The 21901-nt window shown below is 76.3% G+C and carries 20 protein-coding genes; 6 read left to right on the forward strand and 14 right to left on the reverse strand.

Translation table 11 applies throughout. The features are described 5' to 3' along the window. Window positions 1-130: 130 nt before the first annotated feature. Window positions 131-1036 carry an A/G-specific adenine glycosylase gene (locus ACIP60_RS24005; RefSeq protein WP_282206051.1) on the reverse strand — a complete coding sequence of 302 codons (906 nt, stop codon included), beginning with the start codon at window positions 1034-1036 and terminating at the stop codon, window positions 131-133. 35 nt (window positions 1037-1071) lie between these two features. Beyond that, window positions 1072-1857, reverse strand: a complete 786-nt coding sequence (locus ACIP60_RS24010) for a rhomboid family intramembrane serine protease (RefSeq protein WP_400687527.1) — start codon at window positions 1855-1857, stop codon at window positions 1072-1074. A gap of 133 nt (window positions 1858-1990) precedes the next feature. Here ACIP60_RS24010 and ACIP60_RS24015 point away from each other — a divergent pair, with 133 nt between their 5' ends. After that, window positions 1991-2872 carry a hypothetical protein gene (locus ACIP60_RS24015; protein ID WP_400687529.1) on the forward strand — a complete coding sequence of 294 codons (882 nt, stop codon included), beginning with the start codon at window positions 1991-1993 and terminating at the stop codon, window positions 2870-2872. Between the two features lie 73 nt (window positions 2873-2945). On the opposite strand, the gene disA is transcribed toward ACIP60_RS24015, so the two are convergent. Further along, window positions 2946-4004, reverse strand: coding sequence for a DNA integrity scanning diadenylate cyclase DisA (disA, locus tag ACIP60_RS24020; RefSeq protein WP_111555992.1), 1059 nt, complete (start codon window positions 4002-4004; stop codon window positions 2946-2948). A 169-nt stretch (window positions 4005-4173) separates the two neighbouring features. After that, on the reverse strand, window positions 4174-5694 hold the full coding sequence (gene radA / locus ACIP60_RS24025) for a DNA repair protein RadA (RefSeq protein WP_400687531.1): 1521 nt from the start codon (window positions 5692-5694) through the stop codon (window positions 4174-4176). 152 nt (window positions 5695-5846) lie between these two features. Between radA and ACIP60_RS24030 the strand changes: the two genes are divergently transcribed. After that, window positions 5847-7616 carry a hypothetical protein gene (locus ACIP60_RS24030; protein WP_400687533.1) on the forward strand — a complete coding sequence of 590 codons (1770 nt, stop codon included), beginning with the start codon at window positions 5847-5849 and terminating at the stop codon, window positions 7614-7616. A gap of 75 nt (window positions 7617-7691) precedes the next feature. On the opposite strand, the gene ACIP60_RS24035 is transcribed toward ACIP60_RS24030, so the two are convergent. Further along, a complete protein-coding gene (locus ACIP60_RS24035; RefSeq protein ID WP_400687535.1) occupies window positions 7692-9023 on the reverse strand; it encodes a DUF1254 domain-containing protein in 1332 nt (443 codons plus the stop codon). Window positions 9024-9286: 263 nt separating this feature from the next. Between ACIP60_RS24035 and ACIP60_RS24040 the strand changes: the two genes are divergently transcribed. Continuing rightward, window positions 9287-10288: an NAD-dependent epimerase/dehydratase family protein gene (locus tag ACIP60_RS24040; RefSeq protein ID WP_400687537.1), complete on the forward strand. Its 1002-nt coding sequence runs from the start codon at window positions 9287-9289 to the stop codon at window positions 10286-10288. Window positions 10289-10300: 12 nt separating this feature from the next. Here the strand turns inward: ACIP60_RS24040 and ACIP60_RS24045 are convergent, their stop codons facing one another. Continuing rightward, window positions 10301-11002 carry an SDR family NAD(P)-dependent oxidoreductase gene (locus ACIP60_RS24045; protein ID WP_100837672.1) on the reverse strand — a complete coding sequence of 234 codons (702 nt, stop codon included), beginning with the start codon at window positions 11000-11002 and terminating at the stop codon, window positions 10301-10303. A 122-nt stretch (window positions 11003-11124) separates the two neighbouring features. Here ACIP60_RS24045 and ACIP60_RS24050 point away from each other — a divergent pair, with 122 nt between their 5' ends. Beyond that, window positions 11125-11748 (forward strand): TetR/AcrR family transcriptional regulator, encoded by a 624-nt coding sequence (locus ACIP60_RS24050; protein WP_400687539.1) that lies wholly within the window; start codon window positions 11125-11127, stop codon window positions 11746-11748. Window positions 11749-11858: 110 nt separating this feature from the next. Here the strand turns inward: ACIP60_RS24050 and ACIP60_RS24055 are convergent, their stop codons facing one another. Beyond that, a complete protein-coding gene (locus ACIP60_RS24055; RefSeq protein WP_400687541.1) occupies window positions 11859-12935 on the reverse strand; it encodes a family 2 encapsulin nanocompartment cargo protein polyprenyl transferase in 1077 nt (358 codons plus the stop codon). Window positions 12936-13047: 112 nt separating this feature from the next. Further along, window positions 13048-14451: a family 2B encapsulin nanocompartment shell protein gene (locus ACIP60_RS24060; RefSeq protein WP_400687543.1), complete on the reverse strand. Its 1404-nt coding sequence runs from the start codon at window positions 14449-14451 to the stop codon at window positions 13048-13050. 347 nt (window positions 14452-14798) lie between these two features. Between ACIP60_RS24060 and ACIP60_RS24065 the strand changes: the two genes are divergently transcribed. Beyond that, entirely contained in the window at window positions 14799-15932 is a 1134-nt protein-coding gene (locus ACIP60_RS24065; protein ID WP_400687545.1) for an ATP-grasp domain-containing protein, read from the forward strand. Here ACIP60_RS24065 and ACIP60_RS24070 read toward each other — a convergent pair. Together ACIP60_RS24070 and ACIP60_RS24075 are read right to left on the reverse strand one after the other, a co-directional pair. Further along, the gene (locus ACIP60_RS24070) at window positions 15929-16462 is read right to left on the reverse strand and encodes a methylated-DNA--[protein]-cysteine S-methyltransferase (protein WP_400687547.1); all 534 of its coding nucleotides are present in this window, start codon (window positions 16460-16462) and stop codon (window positions 15929-15931) included. The genes ACIP60_RS24065 and ACIP60_RS24070 overlap by 4 nt on opposite strands. Before the next feature lie 40 nt (window positions 16463-16502). Then, entirely contained in the window at window positions 16503-16727 is a 225-nt protein-coding gene (locus ACIP60_RS24075; protein WP_400687549.1) for a hypothetical protein, read from the reverse strand. A gap of 139 nt (window positions 16728-16866) precedes the next feature. Here ACIP60_RS24075 and ACIP60_RS24080 point away from each other — a divergent pair, with 139 nt between their 5' ends. Next, window positions 16867-18279 (forward strand): chloride channel protein, encoded by a 1413-nt coding sequence (locus ACIP60_RS24080; RefSeq protein WP_400687551.1) that lies wholly within the window; start codon window positions 16867-16869, stop codon window positions 18277-18279. Here ACIP60_RS24080 and ACIP60_RS24085 read toward each other — a convergent pair. From ACIP60_RS24085 to ACIP60_RS24100, 4 genes are read right to left on the reverse strand one after another with little or no spacing between them, the layout of a single operon-like run. Then, window positions 18273-19745: an aldehyde dehydrogenase family protein gene (locus ACIP60_RS24085; RefSeq protein ID WP_400687553.1), complete on the reverse strand. Its 1473-nt coding sequence runs from the start codon at window positions 19743-19745 to the stop codon at window positions 18273-18275. The two genes, ACIP60_RS24080 and ACIP60_RS24085, sit on opposite strands and share 7 nt — an antisense overlap. Before the next feature lie 44 nt (window positions 19746-19789). Next, window positions 19790-20683, reverse strand: a complete 894-nt coding sequence (locus ACIP60_RS24090; RefSeq protein WP_100837665.1) for an isocitrate lyase/phosphoenolpyruvate mutase family protein — start codon at window positions 20681-20683, stop codon at window positions 19790-19792. Window positions 20684-20734: 51 nt separating this feature from the next. Continuing rightward, the gene (locus ACIP60_RS24095) at window positions 20735-21334 is read right to left on the reverse strand and encodes a thiamine pyrophosphate-dependent enzyme (RefSeq protein WP_400687555.1); all 600 of its coding nucleotides are present in this window, start codon (window positions 21332-21334) and stop codon (window positions 20735-20737) included. Beyond that, window positions 21334-21858 (reverse strand): hypothetical protein, encoded by a 525-nt coding sequence (locus ACIP60_RS24100; protein WP_400687557.1) that lies wholly within the window; start codon window positions 21856-21858, stop codon window positions 21334-21336. Before ACIP60_RS24100 ends, ACIP60_RS24095 begins: the two co-directional genes overlap by 1 nt. Between the last annotated feature and the right edge of the window lie 43 nt (window positions 21859-21901).

The following is a 21901-nucleotide window of genomic DNA, read 5'->3' on the forward strand; positions in this document are numbered from 1 at the left end:
GGGGGGGGGGCGCCCCCCGCGGGGCGGCCCGGGCCCCCCGGGGGGGGGGCGCGGGCCCCCCCCCCGGGGCGCCCCGGGGGGGGGCCCGGGCCCCGCGGGGGGCCGGGGCCCGCCGCGCGTCGGCGCGCCGCTACTGCGGCAGCCGGTAGGTGCCCGGCCCGACCGGCTCGACCAGGCCGTCGGCGACCAGCCCGTCCAGCGCCCGGGCCCGCTGCACCGCGTCCGGCCACACCACGTCCAACTGGCCCTGCCCGACCAGCCCGTGGGCGTCCCGCAGCACCGCCAGCAGCTTGCCGCGCACCTGCCGGTCGGTGCCCTCGTAGGTCTGCCCGCGGCGCGCCGGGCCCTGGTACGGCGGGCAGCCGGCCCGCTGCCAGGCGCACTCGGTCAGCAGCGGGCAGCCGCCGCACGCGGGGCTGCGCGCGGTGCAGACCAGGGCGCCCAGCTCCATCACCGCGACCGCCCAGGTCGCGGCCCGCTCGTCGGTCGCGGGCAGCAGCTCGTGCGCGGTGCGGCGCTCGGCGGCCGTGGTGGCGTTCGCCGGGTACTCGACGCCGGTCACCGCCCGGGCGAACACCCGGCGCACGTTGGTGTCCAGCACCGCGTGCCGCTGCCGGAACGCGAACGAGGCGACCGCCGCCGCCGTGTACTCCCCCACCCCGGGCAGCGCCAGCAGCGCCGCGTGGTCGTCCGGCACCACGCCGCCGTGCCGTTCGGTGATCGCGACGGCCGCGCCGTGCAGCCGCAGCGCGCGGCGCGGGTAGCCGAGCCGGCCCCACATCCGCACCGCCTCGCCGGGCGCGTCGGCGGCCAGCGCGGCGGGCGTGGGCCAGCGCTCCAGCCAGGCCGCGTAGGCGGGCAGCACCCGCTTCACGGGCGTCTGCTGGAGCATGAACTCGCTGACCATCACGGCCCAGGGCGAGGCGTCGGGGGCCCGCCAGGGCAGGTCGCGGGCGTGGGCCTCGTACCAGCCGATGACGGTCGAGTGCAGCGCCTGGAGGGCGCCCGGGGCAAGAGTCGAAGCAGTGGCAACCATGGCCCCACGATCCTGCCACGACCCGGGCCGGAGGCTTAAAGCCCCAGGTCGTCGAGCTCCTTCAGCAGGTCCGCGCGCGGGCTGACCGGCCCGGCCGGCCCGATCGCGGACGCACCGGACGCACCGGACGCGGCGGATTTCCGGCCGGGGGCGGCACCCGGGGCGGGCAGCGACGGGGCGGCGGGGCCGTCGGGGAGCGCGGCCGCCTGCTTCGGGCGGCGGTCCCGGAAGATCCACGCCCCCGCCAGGCCGCCGACCAGCCCGCCCAGGTGGCCCAGCCAGGACACCCCCGGGGTGCCGGGGACCGCCGTGGTCAGCAGGTAGGCGAAGGAGGCGCCCATCACCAGGCCGATCAGCGAGTCGATCAGGTTCCGGTCGAACAGGCCGCGCAGCACCACGTAGCCGAAGTAGCCGAAGATCACGCCGCTCGCGCCGACGGTCACCACGTCCCCCCGCTCGAACAGCCACACCGCCATGCCGCTGGTCACCACCAGCAGCACCGTCAGCCCGAGGAACTTGCGCACCCCGCGGTACGCGGCGAGGAACCCGAACACGAACAGCGGGCCCGAATTGCCCTGTAGGTGCTGCCAGTTCAGGTGCAGGAACGGCGCGGTCAGCAGGTACCCGAGGCTGTCCACGTCCCGCGAGCGGATGCCGTGCAGCAGGGCCATCCGCCCGTCGAGCAGCCAGTTCACCAACTGCACCGCCCAGACCAGGCAGAGGAAGCCGAACATGGTGAAGAACGCCTTGCGCGCCTCGGCGATCATCTGCGCCGGGTCGAGGGGCGTGCCGCTGGGGGCGCGGTCGTGCGGGGAGGCCATGAGGGCGACTATAGGGCGACACGGCGACGTGTCGAGTCCCTCTTCCGGACCAAATGGCGGATGATGTGAAAGAAGTGGTCCCGGTGCGGTGTTGATGCGTCAACAGGCGCACAAGGTCTCGTAGAGTTTGCGCGTGCCCTCTCTGCGCCAGCCCGTCGGACCCCTGCCCGCCTCGATCTACTGGCGGCGCCGCGCCGTGGTCCTCGTCGCCCTCGCCGTCGTCCTCCTGGTGGTCGGCTGGCTCGCGCTCGGCGGCGGCGACGGCGGCAAGCGGAAGAAGGACTCCGGGAACGGGCCGCTGCCCGCGCCCGCCCAGTCGATCACCCCCGGCGCCTCCCCGACCGGCCCCGCGATCACCACCCGCCCCGGCGGCACCGGCGGCGGGGGCAACGGCGGTGGCAGCGGCGGCGGTTCCGGCACCGGCGGGACGGGCTCCGGCGCGGGCGGCGAGATCAGCGTCACCGGCGGCGGCTCCTCCGGCGGCAGCGGCTCCTCCGGCGGCTCCGGCGGGACGGGCTCCTCCGGCGGGACGGGCACCGGCGTCGGCAACTCCCGCCCCGGCGGCGGGGCCTCGCCCGCCGTCAACACCACCGAGGTGATGGCGCTACCGGTCTGCACCACCGCGCAGCTGACCCTCGAACTCGCCCCGGGGCAGAACTCGTACCCGGCGAAGGACAAGCCGAAGCTGGCCCTGACCGTCCGCAACTCCTCCGGGGCGGGCTGCCGGATCAACCTCTCGCACGAGTACTCCTTCCTGACCGTCACCTCCAGCGCCAACGAGCGGGTCTGGTCCTCCGCGGACTGCATCACCGAACGCACCGACGCCTGGGCCCAGATCGCCGGCAACAGCGGCGTCACCGAGACCTTCACCTGGGACCGCTCGCGCTCCAAGCCCCAGTGCGCCACCCCCGACCCCACCCCGGCCCAGCCCGGCAACTACCTGGTCCAGGCCGACCTCACCGGCCCGGCGGGCGGCCCGCTCTCCGCCCGCACCTCGCTGCGCCTGGAGGGCTGAGCCCCCGGCTCCGCGCCGTCGGCCCGCGGGTCGTCCCGGGCGCGGACCCGGCGCGGCCGCGCGGGCGGGACGGTCAGACGTACCGCTCCAGGATGGAGGACTCGGCGAGCCTGGACAGCCCCTCGCGCACCGAGCGGGCCCGGGTCTCGCCGACGCCCTCCACGGTCTGCAGGTCGTCGATGGAGGCGGCGAGCAGCTTCTGGAGGCCGCCGAAGTGGTCGACCAGCCGCTCGATGACGGTGTTGGGCAGCCGCGGCACCTTGGCCAGCAGGCGGTAGCCGCGCGGGGAGACCGCGGAGTCCAGCGACTCGGGGGTGCCGGTGTAGCCGAGCGCCTTGGCCACCGTCTGGAGGTCCAGCAGTTCGGCGTGGGTGAGCGCCTCCAGGTCGGACAGCACCTCGGTGACGGTGCGGCCCTTCTTGGCGGCCCGGTCCGGGAAGTAGTCGCGCACCACCAGCTCGCGCTCGGGCTCGACGCCCGCGATCAGCTCGTCCAGCTGGAGCGAGAGCAGCCGGCCGTCGGTGCCGAGCTCCAGCACGTACCCGGCGATCTCCCCGGCGATCAGCCGGACCATCTCCAGGCGCTGCACCACCGCCGAGACGTCCCGGACGGTGACCAGGTCCTCGATCTCCAGCGCGGAGAGGGTGCCCGCCACCTCGTCCAGCCGCAGCTTGTAGCGCTCCAGGGTGGCCAGCGCCTGGTTGGCGCGGGAGAGCACGGTGGTGGAGTCCTCCAGCACCCGGCGGGCGCCGTTGACGTAGATGGCGATCAGCCGCATCGAGTGCGAGACCGCGACCACCGGGTAGCCGGTCTGCCGGTTGACCCGCTCGGCGGTGCGGTGGCGGGTGCCCGTCTCGTCGGTGGGGATGTTGGCGTCCGGCATCAGGTGGACGCCCGCGCGCAGGATCTTGGTGAGGTCCTTGTCGAGGATCACCGCGCCGTCCAGCTTGCACAGCTCGCGCAGCCGGGTGGCGGTGAACTCGACGTCCAGCACGAAACCGCCGGTGCACAGCGCGTCCACGCTCTTGTCGAAACCGAGCACGATCAGGCCGCCGGTGTTGGCCCGGAGCACCCGCTCCAGGCCGTCCCGCAGCGCCGTGCCCGGCGCGATCGCACTGAGGGAGGCCCGCAGCAGGGCCTCCTCGCGGGAGGACTTGTCCGCCCGGTCGATGGCTGCCACGTGACTCCTTGGGCCGACCCGGACCGTGTGCCACGGCGGCCGACGGTCTGTCTGTTGTTGCTGCGAATGATGCCGATGAGCAGGTGAAGTCTAACTGCGTACGGCCGCGGCGGGGCGTGGGTCAGCCCAGTTCGTCCGAGTCGACCGGCTCCCAGCCCGCCATCAGCTCCTCCGGGAAAGCCGGGACGGGGGCCTGGGCGCGGGCCCGGGCGAGCGCCCGGGCGCCCTGGTCCGCGGGCGGCGCCGCGTCCTGCCGGGGCTTCGAACGGGGGCGGCGGCCGGGGATCGCCCGCAGCGCCTCGCCGATGTCGGAGACCTCCACCACCTTCATGCCCGCCGGGACCTTGCCCGGGTCCGGCGGCACCAGGGCGTGCGTGAAGCCGAGCCGGTGCGCCTCGGCGAGCCGGCGCTGCACGCCCGTCACCCGCCGCACCTCGCCCGCCAGGCCGACCTCGCCGATCGCCACCAGGTTGTTGGGCAGCGGCGTGTCGGTCGAGGAGGAGGCCACCGCGAGGGCGATCGCCAGGTCCGCCGAGGGCTCGGTGAGCTTCACGCCGCCGACGGTGGCGGTGTAGATGTCCTGCTTGCCGAGCTTCACCCCGCCGTGCCGCTCGACCACCGCCAGGATCATCGCGATCCGCGGCGACTCCAGGCCCGAGGTGGTGCGCCGGGGCGAGGGGATCTGCGAGTCCACCATCAGCGCCTGCACCTCGGCCACCAGCGGGCGCTTGCCCTCCAGCGTGACGGTCAGGCAGGTGCCCGCGACGGGCTTGTCGCGGCGGGTCAGGAACAGGCCGGACGGGTCGGCCAGGCCGACGATGCCCTCGTCGTGCAGCTCGAAGCAGCCGACCTCGTCGGTCGCCCCGTAGCGGTTCTTCACGCCGCGGATCAGCCGCAGCCGGGCGTGCCGGTCGCCCTCGAAGGAGAGCACCACGTCCACCAGGTGCTCCAGCAGGCGCGGGCCGGCGATCTGGCCGTCCTTGGTGACGTGGCCGACCAGCAGGGTGGCCATGCCGCGCTCCTTGGACGCCCGGATCAGCGCGCCCGCCACCTCGCGGACCTGCGCCGGGCCGCCGGGGGCGCCGTCCAGCTCGGCGGAGGCGATGGTCTGCACCGAGTCGAGGACCAGCAGGCCGGGGTTGACCGCGTCGATGTGGCCGAGCACCGCGCCCAGGTCCTGCTCGGCGGCCAGGTAGAGGTGCTCGGAGAGCGCGTTGATCCGGTCGGCGCGCAGCCGGACCTGCCCGGCGGACTCCTCGCCGGTGACGTACAGCGTGCGGTGCCGCTCGCTGGCCGCCTTCGCCGCCACGTCCAGCAGCAGCGTGGACTTGCCGACGCCGGGCTCGCCCGCGAGCAGCACCACCGCGCCCGGCACCAGGCCGCCGCCGAGCACCCGGTCCAGCTCCGGGACGCCGGTGGAGCGGGCGGTGGCGACCTGCCCGTCGACCTGCCCGATCGGCTTGGCGGGCGCGGAGACCGGCCCGGCCGCCGTCGTCCGGATCGGCACCGCGCCGTACTCCTCCACCGTCCCCCACGCGTTGCACTCGGGGCAGCGGCCGACCCACTTGAGCAGCTGGGCGCCGCACTCGGTGCAGCGGTACGAGGAGCGCGGCTTGGCGGTGGTCTTGGTACGGGCAGCCATGCGGGCCACCGTAGCGCCTCGCACCGACAGCGGCCGGACGTCACCCGGACGGCGTCAACCGGGCGAACAGGGGATCGGTCCTGTTACCCGAAAGAAGGACAAGCGGCCGAAACCCCCCGGGCGACGGGTTTCGGCTGCCTACCGTCGATCCCGTGACCACCGGCCAGCCCCACCCCGTCGACCCGTCCCCGGCCCTGCGGGCGTACGGCGCGTGCGTCGACGGGCTGTTCACCTACTGCCTGTCCGTGCTCTGCGCGCACGACGCCGCCTCGGCCGCCGTCCTGGAGGTCCGCGACCTGGCCCGCCGCCACGGCGACCGGATCGAGGACCCGGCCCTGCTGCGCGCCTGGCTGTACGCGCTGGCCCGGCACCGCTGCCTGGCCCGGCTGGAGGGCGGCGCGCCGGACGGCGCCCCGGCGGGCGGCCCGCCCGGGCCCGGCGCGGGCCGCGAGCGGCGCGAACTCGCCTCGCTGGCCTGGCCGGAGGCGGCCGGCACCGACCCGGAGCAGCGCGAGGCGCTGGAGCTGGCGGTCCGGCACCGGCTGGACGGCGCGGAGGTCGCGGCGGTGCTCGGCCTGAGCACCGGGGCCGCGGCGGCGCTGCTGGACGCGGCGGGCGCCGAGGTCGGCCGCACCAGGACGGCGCTGCTGGTGCTCGGGGTCGGCTCCTGCCCGGAGCTGGCGCAGCTCGGCGGGGTCGGCGCGGAGTCCTGGCGGGGCTGGGTGCTGGGCCCGGCGCTGCGCCGCGAACTGGTGGCGCACCTGGTGGAGTGCCCGACCTGCCGGGGCACCGCGGAGCGGGTCGCCGGGCAGCTCGGGCACGGCCTGGCCGGGCTGCCCGGCCTGCCGCTGCTGGCCGCGCCGGGCGCGCTGCGCCCGGTGTCGGCGCCGACGGCGGGCGGGGCGGCGTTCCTGTCCGGCGCGGCGGCGGGGCGGCGGGCCGCGCAGGGCCCGGCGGAGCCGCGGTTCGACCAGCGCGGCTTCCCCCGGCACCGGATGCCGTCGGTGCCGCGCGGCGCGGCGGTGCGCCAGCGGGTGGTCACCACGGGCGTGCTGGCGGCGGTGCTGGCCGCGCCGGTGGTGGCGCTGTGGAGCGCGCACCGGGACGGCGGGGAGGACCACGCCTCGGCGGTGTCCTCGGTGCGGGTGGACGCCACCGCCGGGGCCGGGCACCGGGTGCCGGTGCCCGAGCCGACCGCGGTCGGCTCGGCGGCGCTGCCGCCGGCCGTCTCGGTGGGGTCGCTGGAGCTGGCGGGGGCGATCGCAGAAACGTCCCTGCCGACCCTGCAGGGGCCGGCCGTCGCGGTGCCCTCGGCCGGGTCCGCCCCGCTCTCCAGCCCCGCGCTGACCGCCGCGCCCGCCCCGGCGCCGTCCGCCGCCCGGCTGGCCGTGGAGGCCGGCGAGTACGGCAGCCGCACGGTGCTGACCCTGACCAACACCGGCGACGCCCCGCTGTCCTGGCACGCCGTGCTGGACGTGGACTGGCTGCGGCTGAGCCGGGACGCCGGCACCCTGGCGCCCGGCCAGCGGATCACCGTGACCGTCACGGTCGACGAGTCGCGCGCCCCGCAGACCCGCTGGACCGCGCACCTGGCGCTGCCGCCCTCCACCGCCGTGGTCACCCTGGAGGGCGGCACCGACCACCGCGGCCTGCCCTCCCCCGGCGGCCCCTCGCCGTCCGCGGGCGGCTCCGGCTCCCCCGCCCCGTCGAGCCCGTCGCCGTCCGGCTCCTCCTCCGCGCCCGGCTCGCCGTCCGCCTCGGCCTCGGCCTCGGCGCCGGTGTCCCCCTCGCCGTCCGCTCCCCCGTCGTCCCCGTCGTCCCCGGCTTCGTCGGCCTCCCCGTCGTCCCCGTCGTCCGGGAGCCCGTCCGACCCGGGCTCCGGCTCCCCCGCCGCCTCGCCGTCCGGTTCGCCCGCGCCCTGACGGGGTGCCGCCGCCTCCTCGGGCGCGGCGTCCGGGACGGGGCCGGAGGGGGGCCGGGCGGCCGCGTCCCGCGGGTCAGCGCAGCCGGACGGCCGGCAGCCGGTAGCTGCCGTCGAGCACCGCGTCCTGCGGCTGGTACATCCGCACCATCGGCCGGAAGCCGCCCTCGGGCGCGGGCAGCCAGTTCGCGAGCTCGTCCTGGTCGGTGGGGGGTTCGTGCCGGAGGTGGAGGGTCAGCGAGCCGTCCTCGCCGTGCACCAGGCCGGGCGTGCGGTCGCCGATCGAGTACCGGTCGATCGGGTTGGGGACCAGCCGGTACTCCGGGGTGCCGTACATCGTCACCGACCAGAACGCGCCCACCGGCGGGGGCTGCTCGAAGCGCAGGGTGTACGCGTGCGCGCCGGTCAGCGGGACGCCGTCGGCGTCGTGGTGGGTGGTGGCGTACACCGCCTCGTACGCGTGGTTGCCCCACAGGCCGGCCCGGGCGGCGACCGCGCGGGTCAGGTACGCGGCCCGGCGGTCGGCGATCCGCCACTGCGGCTCGTCGCGGGTGCCGGGGCCGAGGTGGTCCAGGTTGTAGTCGAACAGGTGCAGGTTGGCGGACCACTCGCCGGTCGGTTCGCCGGCCCCGGCGGTCGCCGCCTCCACCCGCTCCCGGCCGGCGGCCAGGCCCTTGGCGAGCGCCGCCGTCCACTCGGCCGGGCCGTCCAGGTAGGGCGAGCGGCCCTGGTCGAGCAGCCCGATCGGGGCGAAGCGCTGCTGGAAGGCGACGTCGGCGGCGGCGGGCGGGAAGGCCGCCATCCAGCGCCGCAGCCGCTCCAGGAAGAGCAGCTCGGCCGGGACGTCCGCGTCCGGCTCCGGCAGCCCGGCCGGGGTGCCGCCGCCCTCCAGCGGGGTGAGGGTGAGCTGCCGCTGGAGGTCCCGGACCCGGTCGAGGTCGTCCGGCCCGGCGCAGGAGTTGCGGCCGGCGATCACCGCGACCGTGGTCGGCGCGACGATCACCGGCACGTCCGGCGGCGGCTCGCCCTGCCAGCCGGGCGGGGCGATCAGCCAGGTCTGCTCGGCGGTGCCGGACGAACGGCGGCCCACGTAGGCGAAGTTGTTCGTCCAGGCGTCGATGAACTGGAACACGTCGTACGCGCCGCCGGTGTCCGGGACGTGCAGCAGCAGCGGACCGGCGGAGAGGTCCAGCGGCGCGTTCGAGTACAGCGTGTCGTTGTTCACCGACACGAAGTCCGTGTCGGCGTCGGCGAGTCGGGTGGAGTGGCCGAAGGTGTTCCAGGGGGTCGGGCCGACCGAGCCGAATCCCCGGCGGACGAGGGTGTCCACGGCGGTCAGGTCGGCCACCAGCGGGGAGCCGTACACGAAGGCCTCGGCGGCCAGCATCTCGGGCGTGGCGTCAGCCATGCGAACGTCCTTGTCTGCTCGGTGACTTCGTCGGAGGGCCGGGGCGGGGCGCGCCGGGTTCCCCCTCTCGCCCGCCCTCCTCCCCCCAGAAAGGGAACATTCCGACATACCGGTACACCGGGATGCTATGCGCTCCCCTCCGGTCCGGCACGCCGGGAAGCCGACGGCCCGTCAGCCGGTCCGCGGTCTGCTCCCGGCAGAACCGCTCCGCTCCCGGTGAACGCGGCGCATGGACCGCGCCCGGCCCGGAGACCCTCGGAGGCATGGACATCCTTCTGCTCGGCGGCTCCGCGTTCCTCGGCCGCGCCTACGCCGCGGAGGCGCTCGCCCGCGGCCACCGCGTCACCACCTTCAACCGCGGCGTCAGCCGGGCCGACCCGCCCGGCGTCGAGGCCGTCCACGGCGACCGCACCGACCTCGCCGACCTGCACCGCCTGGTCGACGGCCGCCGGTGGGACGCCGTCGTCGACACCTCCGGCCAGCAGCCGCACGACGTGGTCACCGCCGCCCGGCTGCTCAGCGGCCGGGCCGGGCACTACGGCTTCGTCTCCTCGGTGCACGCCTTCGCCGACTGGCCCGCCCGCCCCGTCGACGCCGACTCCGCCACCCTCGACTGCCCCGGCGACCTCCCGCCCGACCAGCCCTTCGCCAACGCGCTCAAGGCCGGCTGCGAGCGCGCCCTGCGGGACACCTTCGACGGACCGGCCGCGATCCTCAACTGCGGCCTGCTGATCGGCCCGCACGAGCCCATCGGCCGCCTGCCCTGGTGGCTCGACCGGATCGCCCGCGGCGGCCCCGTCCTGGCCCCCGGCGCCCCCGACCGCCCGATCAGCCTGATCGACGCCCGCGACTTCGCCGCCTTCGGCCTCGACCTGGCCGAGCGGCGGGCGCCCGGCCGCTACCTCACCACCGCGCCGATCGGCTCGGCCACCACCGGCGAACTCCTCGCCGCGTGCCGCACCGCGACCGGCTCCGACGCCGAGTTCGTCTGGACCCCGGACGACGCGCTGCTCGCCGCCGGGGTCTCCCCGTGGACCGAGCTCCCGCTCTGGGCCCCCGCCACCGAGGGCTGGCACGGCACCTGGCGGGCCGACCCCGCCACCGCCCTCGCCGCGGGCCTGCGGGTGCGCCCGCTGCTCGACACCGTCACCGACACCTGGGCCTGGCTGGAGTCCGGCGGTCGCGCGGAGGTCTCCTACCGGCAGCTGGACACCCCGCTGGGGATCGACCCGGCGAAGGAGCGGGAGCTGCTGGGACGCCCCTGAGCGCCGCCCGCCTCACCAAGGCACCGGCGCGCCGTGCCGGTCCAGGAAGCGCAGCCCGGGCGTCCCGGCCTGCGCCTCCAGGACGTCGACCACCGCGGGGACGCTCCGCCGGGGGTCGAGCGGCGCGTCGGGGCCGCCCAGCCGGGTGCGGTTGTGGCCGGGGTCGATCAGCAGCTTGGTGTGGCCGTCGTCGGCGTGCCGGGTCGCGTAGCTGCGCATCAGCTGGTTCAGCGCCGCCTTGCTGGCCTTGTACAGCTCGTAGCCGCCCTCGGTGTTGAGCGAGACGCTGCCCTGCTCGGAGGACATCACGGCGACCGTGCCGCCCGGGACGACCAGCCCGCGCAGGGCGGCCAGGACCCGCAGCGGGGCCAGCGCGTTGACGGTCATCACCTCGGTGAACACCTCGGTGGGGACCTCGTCGATCGGCCGGTCCCCGCGGTCGATCGCCGCGTTGACGAAGAGCAGGTCGAGCGGGCGGCCGGCCAGGCGCCCGCGCAGGGCGGCGAGGGCGGCGGCGTCGGTGACCTCCAGGGTCTCCACCGCGAGCCGGCCGCCGGCGGCCCGGACGGCGGCCGGGAGCCCGCCGCGGTCCGCGCGGGCGGTGGCCACCACCTGCCAGCCGCGGCGGGCGAGTTCCTCGGCCAGGACCAGTCCGAGGCCGCGGGAGGCGCCGACCACGAGGGCGCGGCGGGGCGGCGGGGCCGGGTGGGTCATCGGGTCTCCTCGGGGAGCGGCGCGGGGGCCCGCGCGGTCGGTCCCGAGTCTAGACGCAACGTTGCGTCCAGACACAACGTCGCGTCCGGGCAGGGCGGGTTCCGGCCGATAGGGTGGCGGGCATGTCCGCCACCAGCACCCCGCCGACCACGGAGCCCCCGGAGCCCCCGGCCCCCCGGGCGCGCTCCGGCAACCGGCGCGACGAGGCCGCCCGGCTGGCCGTGCTGCACGCCGCCGACGACCTGCTCGCCGAACAGGGCTTCGCCGCGCTGACCGTGGAGGCGATCGCCCGGCGGGCCGGGGTCGCCAAGCAGACCATCTACCGCTGGTGGCCCTCCAAGGTGGAGATCCTGCTCGACACCCTGATCGAGGACAGCGCCAAGACGCTCCCCGTCCCCGCCGACCGGCCCACCGCCGCGGCCGTCCGCGGCTACCTGCACGACTTCGCCCGGTTCCTCGACCGGGACCCGGCCGGCAAGGTGCTGCTCACCCTGCTCGCCCAGGCGCAGCACGACCCCGGCACCGCGGCGTCCCTGCACCGGCGCCACCTCGGACCGCGCCGCGCGCAGGAGCGCGCCTGGCTGGCCGCCGCGGCGGACGCCGGGGAGCTCGCCCCGGCGCTCGACCTCGACGCGGTGCTGGACGCGCTGACCGGCCCGCTGGTGTACGCCGCGATGACGGGGGCGCCCGCCCGCCCCGAACTGGTCGACACCCTGGTCGACCGGCTGCTCGCCCCGCGCGGGTGAGCGCGCCGCGCCCGGGCGGCGGCGGGTGATCAGTACGCCCGTCGGGTGATCAGTCCGTCCGGCGGGCGCTCAGTACACCGGGGCGCTCGCCCGGTACGCCCGGCGGGCGCTCAGTACGCCCGGCGGGTGACGAGTTCGGCGAGGGCGAGCAGGTCGTCGGCGCGGGAGGGGTCGGGGACGGCGGTGGCGAGGTGGGCGATGGCGGCGGCCATCCGCTCGCAGCTCTCCGCCTGGGCCCAGGCCCGGCCGCCGGCCCGGTCGACCGCGTCGGCGGCGGCGGCGAGTTCGGCGGGGCTGAGCGGGCGGCCGGTGGCGTAGAGCGCGGCGAGTTCCGCACCGGCGGGGGTGCCGGAGGAGAGGGCGTGCACCACCGGGAGGGACTTCTTGCGGGCGGCGAGGTCGGCGCCGACCGGCTTGCCGGTGACCGCGGGGTCGCCCCAGATGCCGATCAGGTCGTCGATCAGCTGGAAGGCCAGCCCGATCTCGCGGCCGAAGGCGTCCATCGCGTCGGCGGTCGCGGCGTCCGCGCCCGCGTACAGCGCGCCGAGCGCGCAGGCGCAGCCGAGCAGGGCGCCGGTCTTGCCCTCGGCCATGCCGAGGCACTCGGCGAGGGTGACGTCGGCGCGCTGCTCGAAGGAGCAGTCGGCCTGCTGGCCGGCGCAGAGTTCGACCACGCAGTCGGCGAGGCGGCGGACCGACGCGGCGGCGGCCGGGTGCGGGTCCTCGGCGAGCACCCGCAGGGCCAGCGAGTGCATGGCGTCGCCGGCCAGGATGGCGCCGGTGGTGCCGAACACCCGCCAGGCGGTGGGGCGGTGGCGGCGGGTGTGGTCGCGGTCGAGGACGTCGTCGTGCAGCAGGGTGAAGTTGTGCACCAGCTCGACGGCGGCGGCGGCGCGCACCGCGTCCTGCGGGCGGCCGCCGACCGCGGTGGTCGCGGCGAGGACGAGCGCCGGGCGGATCGCCTTGCCGGCGCCGGCCGCGCCGGGGCTGCCGTCGGCCTCCAGCCAGCCCAGGTGGTAGCCGGAGATCCGCCGCATGGACTCGGGCAGGGTGTCGACGGCGGCGCGCAGCGCGGGGCCGACGGTGCCGCGGGCCCGGTCGAGCAGGGCCAGCGCCTCGGCGGCGTCCCGGCCCACGTCGGTGGCGGCGGCCCCGTGCTGGTCGCGTTCGGGCACGGTGATGGCCATGGTGAAGTCCTCCCCCTCGGCCGGCCCCGGCTGCGGGGCGGCAGGAATGCGCGCTGACGGGCGGTCAGGCGGTGGAAGGGGCGGGCCCAGGACGGTGGGCCCGCCCGGGTGGTCAGCGCCGGTGGTCGACGTTCACGTTCTCCAGGACGCCGATCGCGTCGGGGACCAGGATCGCGGCCGAGTAGTAGGCGCTGACCAGGTAGGAGACGACCGCCTTCTCGTCGATGCCCATGAAGCGGACGTTCAGGCCCGGCTCGACCTGGTCCGGGAGGGCGCCGGGGCGCAGGCCGACCACGCCCTGGTTGTCCTCGCCGACGCGCATCGCCAGGATCGAGGTGGTGCCGTCGACCACCGGGATCTTGGTGCAGCTGAGGATCGGGACGCCGCGCCAGCTGGGCACCGTCCGGCCCTCGAACCGGATCGCCTCGGGGTGGAGGCCGCGGCTGTTGCACTCCCGGCCGAAGGCGGCGATCGCCTTGGGGTGGGCGAGGTAGAACTTGGTGCTGCGCCGGCGGCAGAGCAGCTCGTCCAGATCGTCGGGGGTGGGCGGGCCGGAGTGGGTCTGGATCCGCTGGCCGTACTCGGCGTTGGCCAGCAGGCCGAACTCCGGGTTGTTGACCAGCTCGTGCTCCTGCCGCTCGCGCAGCGCCTCGACGGTCAGCCGGAGCTGGTGCTCGGTCTGGTCCATCGGCTGGTTGTAGAGGTCGGCGACCCGGCTGTGCACCCGCAGCACCGTCTGGGCGACGCTCAACTCGTACTCGCGCGGGGCGGGCTCGTAGTCGACGAAGGCGGTGGGCAGCTCGAACTCGCCCTCGTGCCCGGCCGACATGCCGATCGCGGCCTCGCCCTTGTGGGTCTGCGGGAGCTGCGAGTCGGCGATGAAGGCGAGGATCTGGTCGCGCAGCGCCCGGGAGCGGTCGGCGAGCTCCTGGAAGGCGGGCCAGGGGAGCACCATCGCGGTGCCGGCGGTGGTGGCCCGGACGCTGTAGGGCCAGCGGCGGTCGGCGACGGTGAGCGCCTCGTCGCCGAGGTGGTCGCCGTCGGCGAAGGTGCCCAGCACGGTGGGGTCGCCGTACTTGCCGGTGCCGAGCTTGTCGACCTTGCCGTGCGCGATCAGGTAGACCCGGTCGATCTCGCCGCCCTGCTCGACCAGCACCTCGCCCGCGGCGAAGTCGCGCTGGACGAAGCGGCCGGCCAGCTCGGTGAGCAGCTCGTCGTCGGCGAAGCCGCGCAGCACCGGGACCTCGCGCAGGGTGGGCGGGACGACCGAGACCCGGCGGCCGGCCTGCACGAAGCCCACCCGGCCGCGGCCGACCGCGTACGACAGCCGACGGTTGACCCGGTAGGTGCCGCCGGAGACCTCGACCCAGGGCAGGGCGCGCAGCAGCCAGCGGTTGCTGATCTCCTGCATCTGCGGGGCCGACTTGGTGGTCGACGCGAGGTTCTTGGCCGCCGCCACCGAGAGGCTGCTCCGCTGCCCCGCCCAGGGAATTTCGGTGGTGGTTTCGGTCGTCATTTCCGCGGGGCCCCTAGATCGTGTCGACGGCACGTTGCGGCAACCATGCTGACGGCCGTTCAGGTGAGGCGGCAATCACTCGTGGGGGTGATTCGGGTGCGCGGGCGCGGCGGGCGCGACCAGCGCGCCGGGCCGGTCGGCGGGCGGTCCGGACCCGCCCCGGGGGCTCTTCCGGGCGCTCCCGCCGGCCCTCGTTCCAGGCGTCCGCGCTGCTCACCGGCCCCCTGTTCGAATCCGCCCGGAACAGCGCTAAGGTGGCCCCCTCACCGCGTGGTGACCGCCGCCGCAGCGCAGGCGAACCGGTCGGTGACCTCCCATCGGCACGCCCTTCTCCAGGGAGACCCCTCGTGACCGCGCCCGTCCGCGTCTGGCTGAACCGTACCTACGCCGAGAACGTCTTCTTCATCGACCTGCTGCGGGCCGCGCCGCGACCGGTGCACGTCCTGGCCACCCACGTCGACCCCGACTCCCCGGTGCTCGCCGCCGCCGATCTCGGCGCCCTGGAACCCGACGGGCTGAGCGCCGAGGGGTACGTGGAATTCGCGCTGGAATTCTGCGCCCGGCACGACGTGGACGTATTCCTGCCGCGGCTGCACCAGTTGGCGATATCGCTGCGCCGCCGCGACTTCGAGGCGCTGGGCACCGCGCTGGTCTGCCCGCCCGCCCCGGCGATCTCGCTGTTCACCAGCAAGGCCGACGGCTACCGGGCGCTGGACGCGGCCGGGCTGCCCACCCCGCTGTGGCGGCAGGCCGACACCGCCGCCGAACTGCTCGCCGCCGTCGAGGAGATCGAGGCGACCGGGATGACGGCCTGCCTGAAGCCGGCCAGCGGCGCGGGCGGCGAGGGCTTCCGGGTCCTGACCCGCGAGCCGTTCCACCTCGGGCGGCTCTCCGGGTACGTCGACACCCGGGTCCAGCTCGACCAGGTGCTGGGCGCGTTGGAGCGGTCCGCGGCCCCGGCCGAGCTGCTGGTGATGCCGTACCTGGACGGCCCCGAGGTGTCCGTCGACTGCCTGGCCGAGCAGGGCGGCCGGGTGCTGGCCGCGGTCGGCCGCACCAAGCAGGGCCGCCGCCGCGGCTTCACCGTCGACCCGGCCTACCTGGGCCCGGCCCGCCGCCTGGTCGAGGAGTTCGGCGTCGGCCACCTGTCGAACGTGCAGTTCCGGCACGAGCGGGGCACCGGCCGCGCGGTGGTCCTGGACGTCAACACCCGCCCGTCCGGCGGCCTGCACCAGCTGCGACTGTGCGGGCTCAACCTGCCCGCCGCGGCCGTCGAACTCGCGCTGGGCAACCGGCCGTCGCTGCCCGCGGCGGAGGAGCTGACGCTCGGCGACTACACCCTGGTCTCCACCATCCAGGCGGTGCTGCCCCGGCAGGCGGCGGCGCCCGCGCTGGAGCGGATCGGCGGTGGCTTCGGCGTGAGCGGTATCGGGGCCGGCGTCAACGGGGCCGGCGCGCGGCTGCTGCCCGCGGCGGGTTAGAGCTCCGGCCCGGACCAGTCCAGGGTCGGCGGGAGCACGCCCTCCAGGGTGAGCAGCCAGCGCTTGGTCTCCACCCCGTGCCACGCCCCGCCGAAGCCGCCCAGCCCGTCGGCGGCCACCACCCGGTGGCAGGGCACCAGCAGCGGCAGCGGGTTGGCCCCCATCATCTGCCCGACCGTCCGGGCCGGGACGCCCGGCTCGGTCGGCTCGGTGAACACCCCGCTGCGGGCGGCGAGTTCGCCGTAGGTGACGGTCCGCCCCCAGCCGACGTCGGTCCACAGGCGGCGCAGCACGGTCAGGTGCGGGCCGGAGGCCAGCCGCCAGTCGATCGGCAGCTCCAGTTCGCGCCGCGCGCCGGCGAAGTACTCGCCGACCCGGGCCCGTACCGTCGCGGCCTTCCGCCCGTCGGCGCACTCCGGCACCGGGCCGTCGCAGACGTAGCTGGCGGCGGCCACTCCCCGGTCGGTCACCGCGAACCGCATCGGCCCGCTCGGCAGCGGGGTCGGGACGGTCACCCAGGAGAGTTCCATCCCGCCACTGTAGGGCGCGCCGGGGCCCGGCGGGCCGGGCTCAGAGGTGGTCGCGGAGGTGGCCCGCGAGGGTGCGGGACCAGGTGGCCAGGGCGGCGCGGTCGGGGGCCTCGCCGCCGCCGAGGGCGGCGAGCTGTTCGGTGGAGAGGTGTCCGCTCGCGACCAGCGCGGAGAGGCCGGCGAGCAGGGACGAGAGCCGTGCGGCGTCGTCGTGGCCGAGCATCACGAGGGTGTCGGTGTGGCCGATGGTCATGGAGCCGGGCATCGCGTCCTCCTCGGTCGTTCCTTCCGTCCACCGTACGGCCGCGGGGGCGGTGCTCGCCCGTTCGGGCCACTCCGATGGCCGGGGGGCCGGTCGACGGCGGACGGTCAGAGGACGCGTGCCCGCCGGACGAGAGCAGGGAGTGCAGATGCCAGCACAGGCCGCCGGTCCCGCCGCCCCGCCGCCCGGCCTGCGCGAGCTGCTCCGCAGCCCCGGGTACGGGCGGCTGCTGCTGGTGTCGGCGCTGGTCGGGGTGCCGGTCTCGCTGGCGGCGTTCGGGTTCGTCGGCCTGGAGCACGAGTTGCAGCACTGGGTGTGGGAGTCGCTGCCGCGGAAGCTGGACCACGCGCGCGCGCCCTGGTGGTGGCCGCTGCCCGCGCTGGCGCTGGCCGGTCTGCTGCTGGCGCCGATCGTGACCCGGATGCCGGGGCGCGGCGGGCACACGCCGGTGCTGGGGCTGGGCGGACCGCCGACGCTGCCGGTGGAGGTGCCGTCGGTGGTGCTGGCGGCGCTGGCGGCGCTGCCGCTGGGCGCGGTGCTCGGCCCGGAGGCGCCGCTGATGGCGCTGGGCAGCGGGCTGGCGCTGCTGACGGTGAGCGCGGCGAAGCGGGCGGCCAGTCCGCTGCTCGGGCCGATGCTGGGGGCGGCCGGGTCGACGGCGGCGATCGCGACGATCTTCGGGAGTCCGCTGGTCGCGGCGGTGATGATGATCGAGGCGGCGGGCCTGGGCGGGGCGCAGCTGACGATGCTGCTGCTGCCGTGCCTGCTGGCCTCGGGGGTGGGGGCGCTGGTGTTCACCGGGTTCGGGCACTGGACGGGGCTGTCGATCGGCGCGCTGAGCCTGCCGTCGGTGCCGAGGGCGGGGCTGCCGGACGCGGGGGACTTCCTGTGGGGGGTGCCGCTGGCGGTGGTGATCGCGGTGGTGCTGGTCGCGGGGCAGACCCTGGGGCACCGCTCCGCCGCGTTCACGGCGCACCGGACGGCGGTCCGCACGGTGCTGTGCGCGGTGCTGGTGGGCGGGTGCGTCGCCGGGTACGCGCTGGTGACGGGGCGGTCGCCGGAGGAGGCGGCGCTGTCCGGGCAGGCGACGCTGGGGCAGCTGGCCGCGGACCCGCACGGCTGGCCGGTGGGGGCGCTGCTGGCGCTGGTGCTGTTCAAGGGGCTGGGCTGGGGGGTGGCGCTGGGGTCGCTGCGCGGCGGCCCGATCTTCCCGGCGGTGCTGCTGGGCGCGGCGCTCGGGGTGGCGGCGGGCGGCCTGCCGGGCCTGGGCGTCGAGGCGGGGCTGGCGGCCGGGCTGGCGGCGGGCAGCTCGGCGGTGACCCGGCTGCCGGTGACCAGCACGGTGCTGGCGGCGGCCCTGCTGGGCGACCAGGCGACGGACTCGATGCCGTTGCTGATCGTCGCGGCGGTGGTGGCGTTCCTGACCGCGACGTTCGTCCACCGGGTGGCCGCCCCGGGACCGGACGCGGGGTCGGACGCGGGACCGGGCGCGGGGCCGGGCGCGGGGGCCGGGCCGGAGCCGGGCCGCCCGGCGCCCGCCGGGCCGGTTCAGTAGGAGATGCAGGCGCTGCGCAGCTCGGTGTAGAAGTCCCAGACCTGCGGCGAGCACTCGGCCGGGCCGTACTGGGACTCCTTGGCGCCGATGTGCGGCATGTGCGGGTAGGCGCCGACGCCCGGGCGGTTGACGTGCAGCATGCCGACGTCGATCCGGTCGAGGGCGTCGAGGGCCAGGGAGGTGTCGCGGGTGAAGACGGCGGCGGCCATGCCGTAGCGGACCGCGTTGACGATCCGCAGGCCGTCCTCGGGGCCGTCGCAGGCGATCACCGAGAGGACCGGGCCGAAGATCTCCTCCTGGGCGACGTGGCTGTCCGGGTGGACCCGGTCCAGCACGGTCGGGGCCATGAAGTAGCCGTCCGGCAGTCCCTCGGTGAGCCGGCCGCCGCCGGTGACCACGGTGGCGCCGTCCGCGGTGGCCCGCCGGACGCCCTCCAGGCAGGCGTGCAGGCGTTCGGCGCTGACCACCGGCCCGAGCCGGGCGTCGGGGTCCGTGCCGGGGCCCACCCGCAGGGCCTCGGCGCGGGCGGCGAGGCGGCGGACCAGTTCGTCGTGGACGCCGCGGTCGACGACCACCCGGCTGGTCGCGGAGCAGCGCTGCCCGGCCTGGCCGAAGGCGCCGGCCACGATCGCGTCGGCGGCCCGGTCGAGGTCGGCGTCGGCGAGCACCAGGGCGGCGTTCTTGCCGCCCATCTCCAGCTGGGTGCGCAGGAAGCGCGGTGCGCCCGCGACGTGGATGGCCCGGCCGACCTCGACCGAGCCGGTGAAGGAGACGCCGGCCACGTCGGGGTGGTCGACCAGGGCCTCGCCGACCTCGCGCCCGCCGTGCACGAGGTTCAGCACGCCGTGCCCGGCCCCGGCCTCGACGAAGCAGTCCACCAGCAGGGTCGCGGTGAGCGGCGTCAGCGGGGAGGGCTTGAGGACGGCGGTGCAGCCGGACAGCAGGGCGGGGGCGACCTTCCAGGCCGGGATGGCCAGCGGGAAGTTCCACGGGGTGATCAGGGCGACCACCCCGATCGGGTCGCGCCTGGTCAGCGCCAGGGTCCGCGGGTCGTCCGCGGGCAGGGTGGCGCCGCCCAGGCGGCGGCCCTCGCCGGCCGTGAACTCCAGCAGCGCGACGGTGCGGTCCACCTCGCCCAGCGCCTCGTGCGGGAGCTTGCCTTGCTCGCGGGTGATCGCCGCGGCGAACTCGGCGCGCCGTCCGGCCACCAGCCGGGCCGCCCGCAGCACCACCTCGCCCCGCCGGACCGGTCCGAGCGAGCGCCAGGCCGCGAGCGCCGCCCGGGCGGCGGCGACCGCCGCGAGCGCGTCGTCCGCGGCGGAGTCGGCGCTGCGGCTGACGGTCTCGGCGAGGTCGCCGGGGTTGCGGTTGTCCCGGCTGCGGCCCGAGGCGGCGCCGCACCACCGGCCGGCGACGTGGTTGCGGGCTTCGGCGAGGCGGGGGCCGGCGGTCAGGCGGGGCTCCATCGTGATCCCTTCGTGGGCGGGGCGAGGCGGGGCGGGCGGCTCGGTCAGCCGAGGGCGGCGTACTGGGCGGTCAGCGCGTCGTGCCGCTCCTGGCGGGCGAGCAGCGCGTCCACGTTCTGCAGGGCGAAGACGTCCTTGAGGGTGGCGATGGACCCCTCCACGGCGTGGGTCGAGCCGGCCGCGCCGATCTGGCCGAGCACGTCGCGCATGGCGCTGATCGCCGCGCGCAGCCCCTGGTTGGCGTAGATCACGCCGCCGAACCGGCGCTCGGTCAGCTCGGCCGCGGTGACCTGCGGGTAGGTGGTCGGGACGACGATGACCGGGAGCGCGCCGGTGTAGGCCGCGCGGAAGGCGAAGACCTCCTCGGGGGTGGAGAGCTTGGAGTGGATCAGCAGCGCGTCCGCGCCGGCCGCCTCGTACACCGTGGCGCGGCGCAGCGCCTCGTCCAGGCCGGCGCCCGCGATGAACGCCTCGATCCGGGCGACCACCACGAAGTCCTCGCCGGTGCGGGCCTCCTTGGCGGCGGTGATCTTCGCGGCGAAGTCGCCGATCGGGGCGAGGTCCTGGTGGCCCTCGACGAAGCTGTTCAGCTTGGGGAACTGCTTGTCCTCGATGCAGACGCCGGCCAGGCCGCGGGCCTGGTACGAGCGGACCATGTGGGCGACGTTGCCGACGCCGCCGAAGCCGGAGTCGCAGTCGGCCAGCACCGGGACGTCCACCGCGTCGGCGATCTGGGCGGCGGCCTCCAGGCACTCGGACATGGACAGCACGTTGGCGTCCGGCAGGGCGCGGCTGGCGGAGATCTCCAGGCCGCTGGCCCAGATCGCCTCGAATCCGGCGTCCTGGCCGAGCTTGGCGCTCAGTGCGCTGTGCGCACCCACCAGGCGGATGACCTCGGAACCGTTCAGGCCGTCGCGCAGGGTACGGCTCTTGGACATGGGGGGGCTCCTTCAGGGGGCGGGACGAAGTGGGGGAACGGTGGGGCGGGGTCAGGACGCGGGCTGCAGCGCGTCCGGACGGTTGAGGGCGCGGTGGACCCGCGCGACGATCTCCTGCGGGGTGTGCGTCACCCGGCGCCCGGGGCCGCCGGCGCGGGGGCCGGTCAGGGCGTGCAGCAGGACCGGGCCGGCCGGGAGCCGGGCCGCGCGCAGTTCGGCGGCGGTGGCGACCCGGACGGTGGCCCGGTAGCCGGCCGCCAGCGCCAGCGCGCCGAAGTCGGTGCGCCGGACGGTCAGTTGGCCGCCGGTGCTCTCGTGCATGCCGTTGTCGACCACCACGTGCAGCAGCTCGGTGCCGGACGCGGCGACCAGCGGGAGCACGCCGAGGTTCATCAGCAGCGAGCCGTCGCCGTCCAGGGCGATGACGGTGCGGCCGGGGCGGGCCAGGGCGATGCCGAGGGCGACCGGGGCGGCCATGCCCATCGAGCCGACCAGGTAGAAGTTCTCCGGCCGGTCGGCCGCGTTGAACAGCTCCCGGCTGGTGAACCCGCAGGTGGAGACCACGACGGCGTCCGGGTGGCGGTCGAGCAGCTCGCCGATCACCTCGGTGAGGCTCAGCGCGGGCCCGGGGGTGAGCAGGTGGTCGGTCATCAGATCCCTTCCCGGACGACGAGCACGCCGCAGCGCTGCTCCCGCTTCATCTGGTCGATCACCCGGGCCACCGACCCGGCCGGGTCGGCCGGGTCGAGGAGGGTGTGGGGGAGCTTGAACAGGTCGAGCAGCGCGAGGAGTTCGGCGCCGATCACGTCGTGCTCGACCGCGTCGTTGCCGTCGTGGCCGCGCCAGCTGACCACCAGCAGCACCGGCACGTCGTAGATCAGGTTGAACGAGGTGAGCACGTTCAGGCAGTAGCCGAGCCCGGAGTTCTGCATCAGGACCACGGCCTGCTCGCCGGCGACCACCGCGCCCGAGGCGACGCCGACGGCGCTGTCCTCGCGGGGGGCGGGCAGGTAGCGCAGGGCGGCCAGCCGCGGGTCGTCGCCGGGCTCCTCCAGCAGCCGGAACGCGCCGTTCAGCAGGCTGCAGGGGACGCCGGTGGCCAGGGTGTAGCCGTGGTCGACCAGGCTGTGCAGCAGGTCGCGGGCGGTGGTGCCGCCCACGCTGGACGTGTGCATGTTGACCTTCCGTCGGTCGGTTCGGGGGTGGGGGCGGCCCGGC

The organism is Kitasatospora sp. NPDC088783 (assembly GCF_044750705.1).
Taxonomy (GTDB): domain Bacteria; phylum Actinomycetota; class Actinomycetes; order Streptomycetales; family Streptomycetaceae; genus Kitasatospora; species Kitasatospora fiedleri.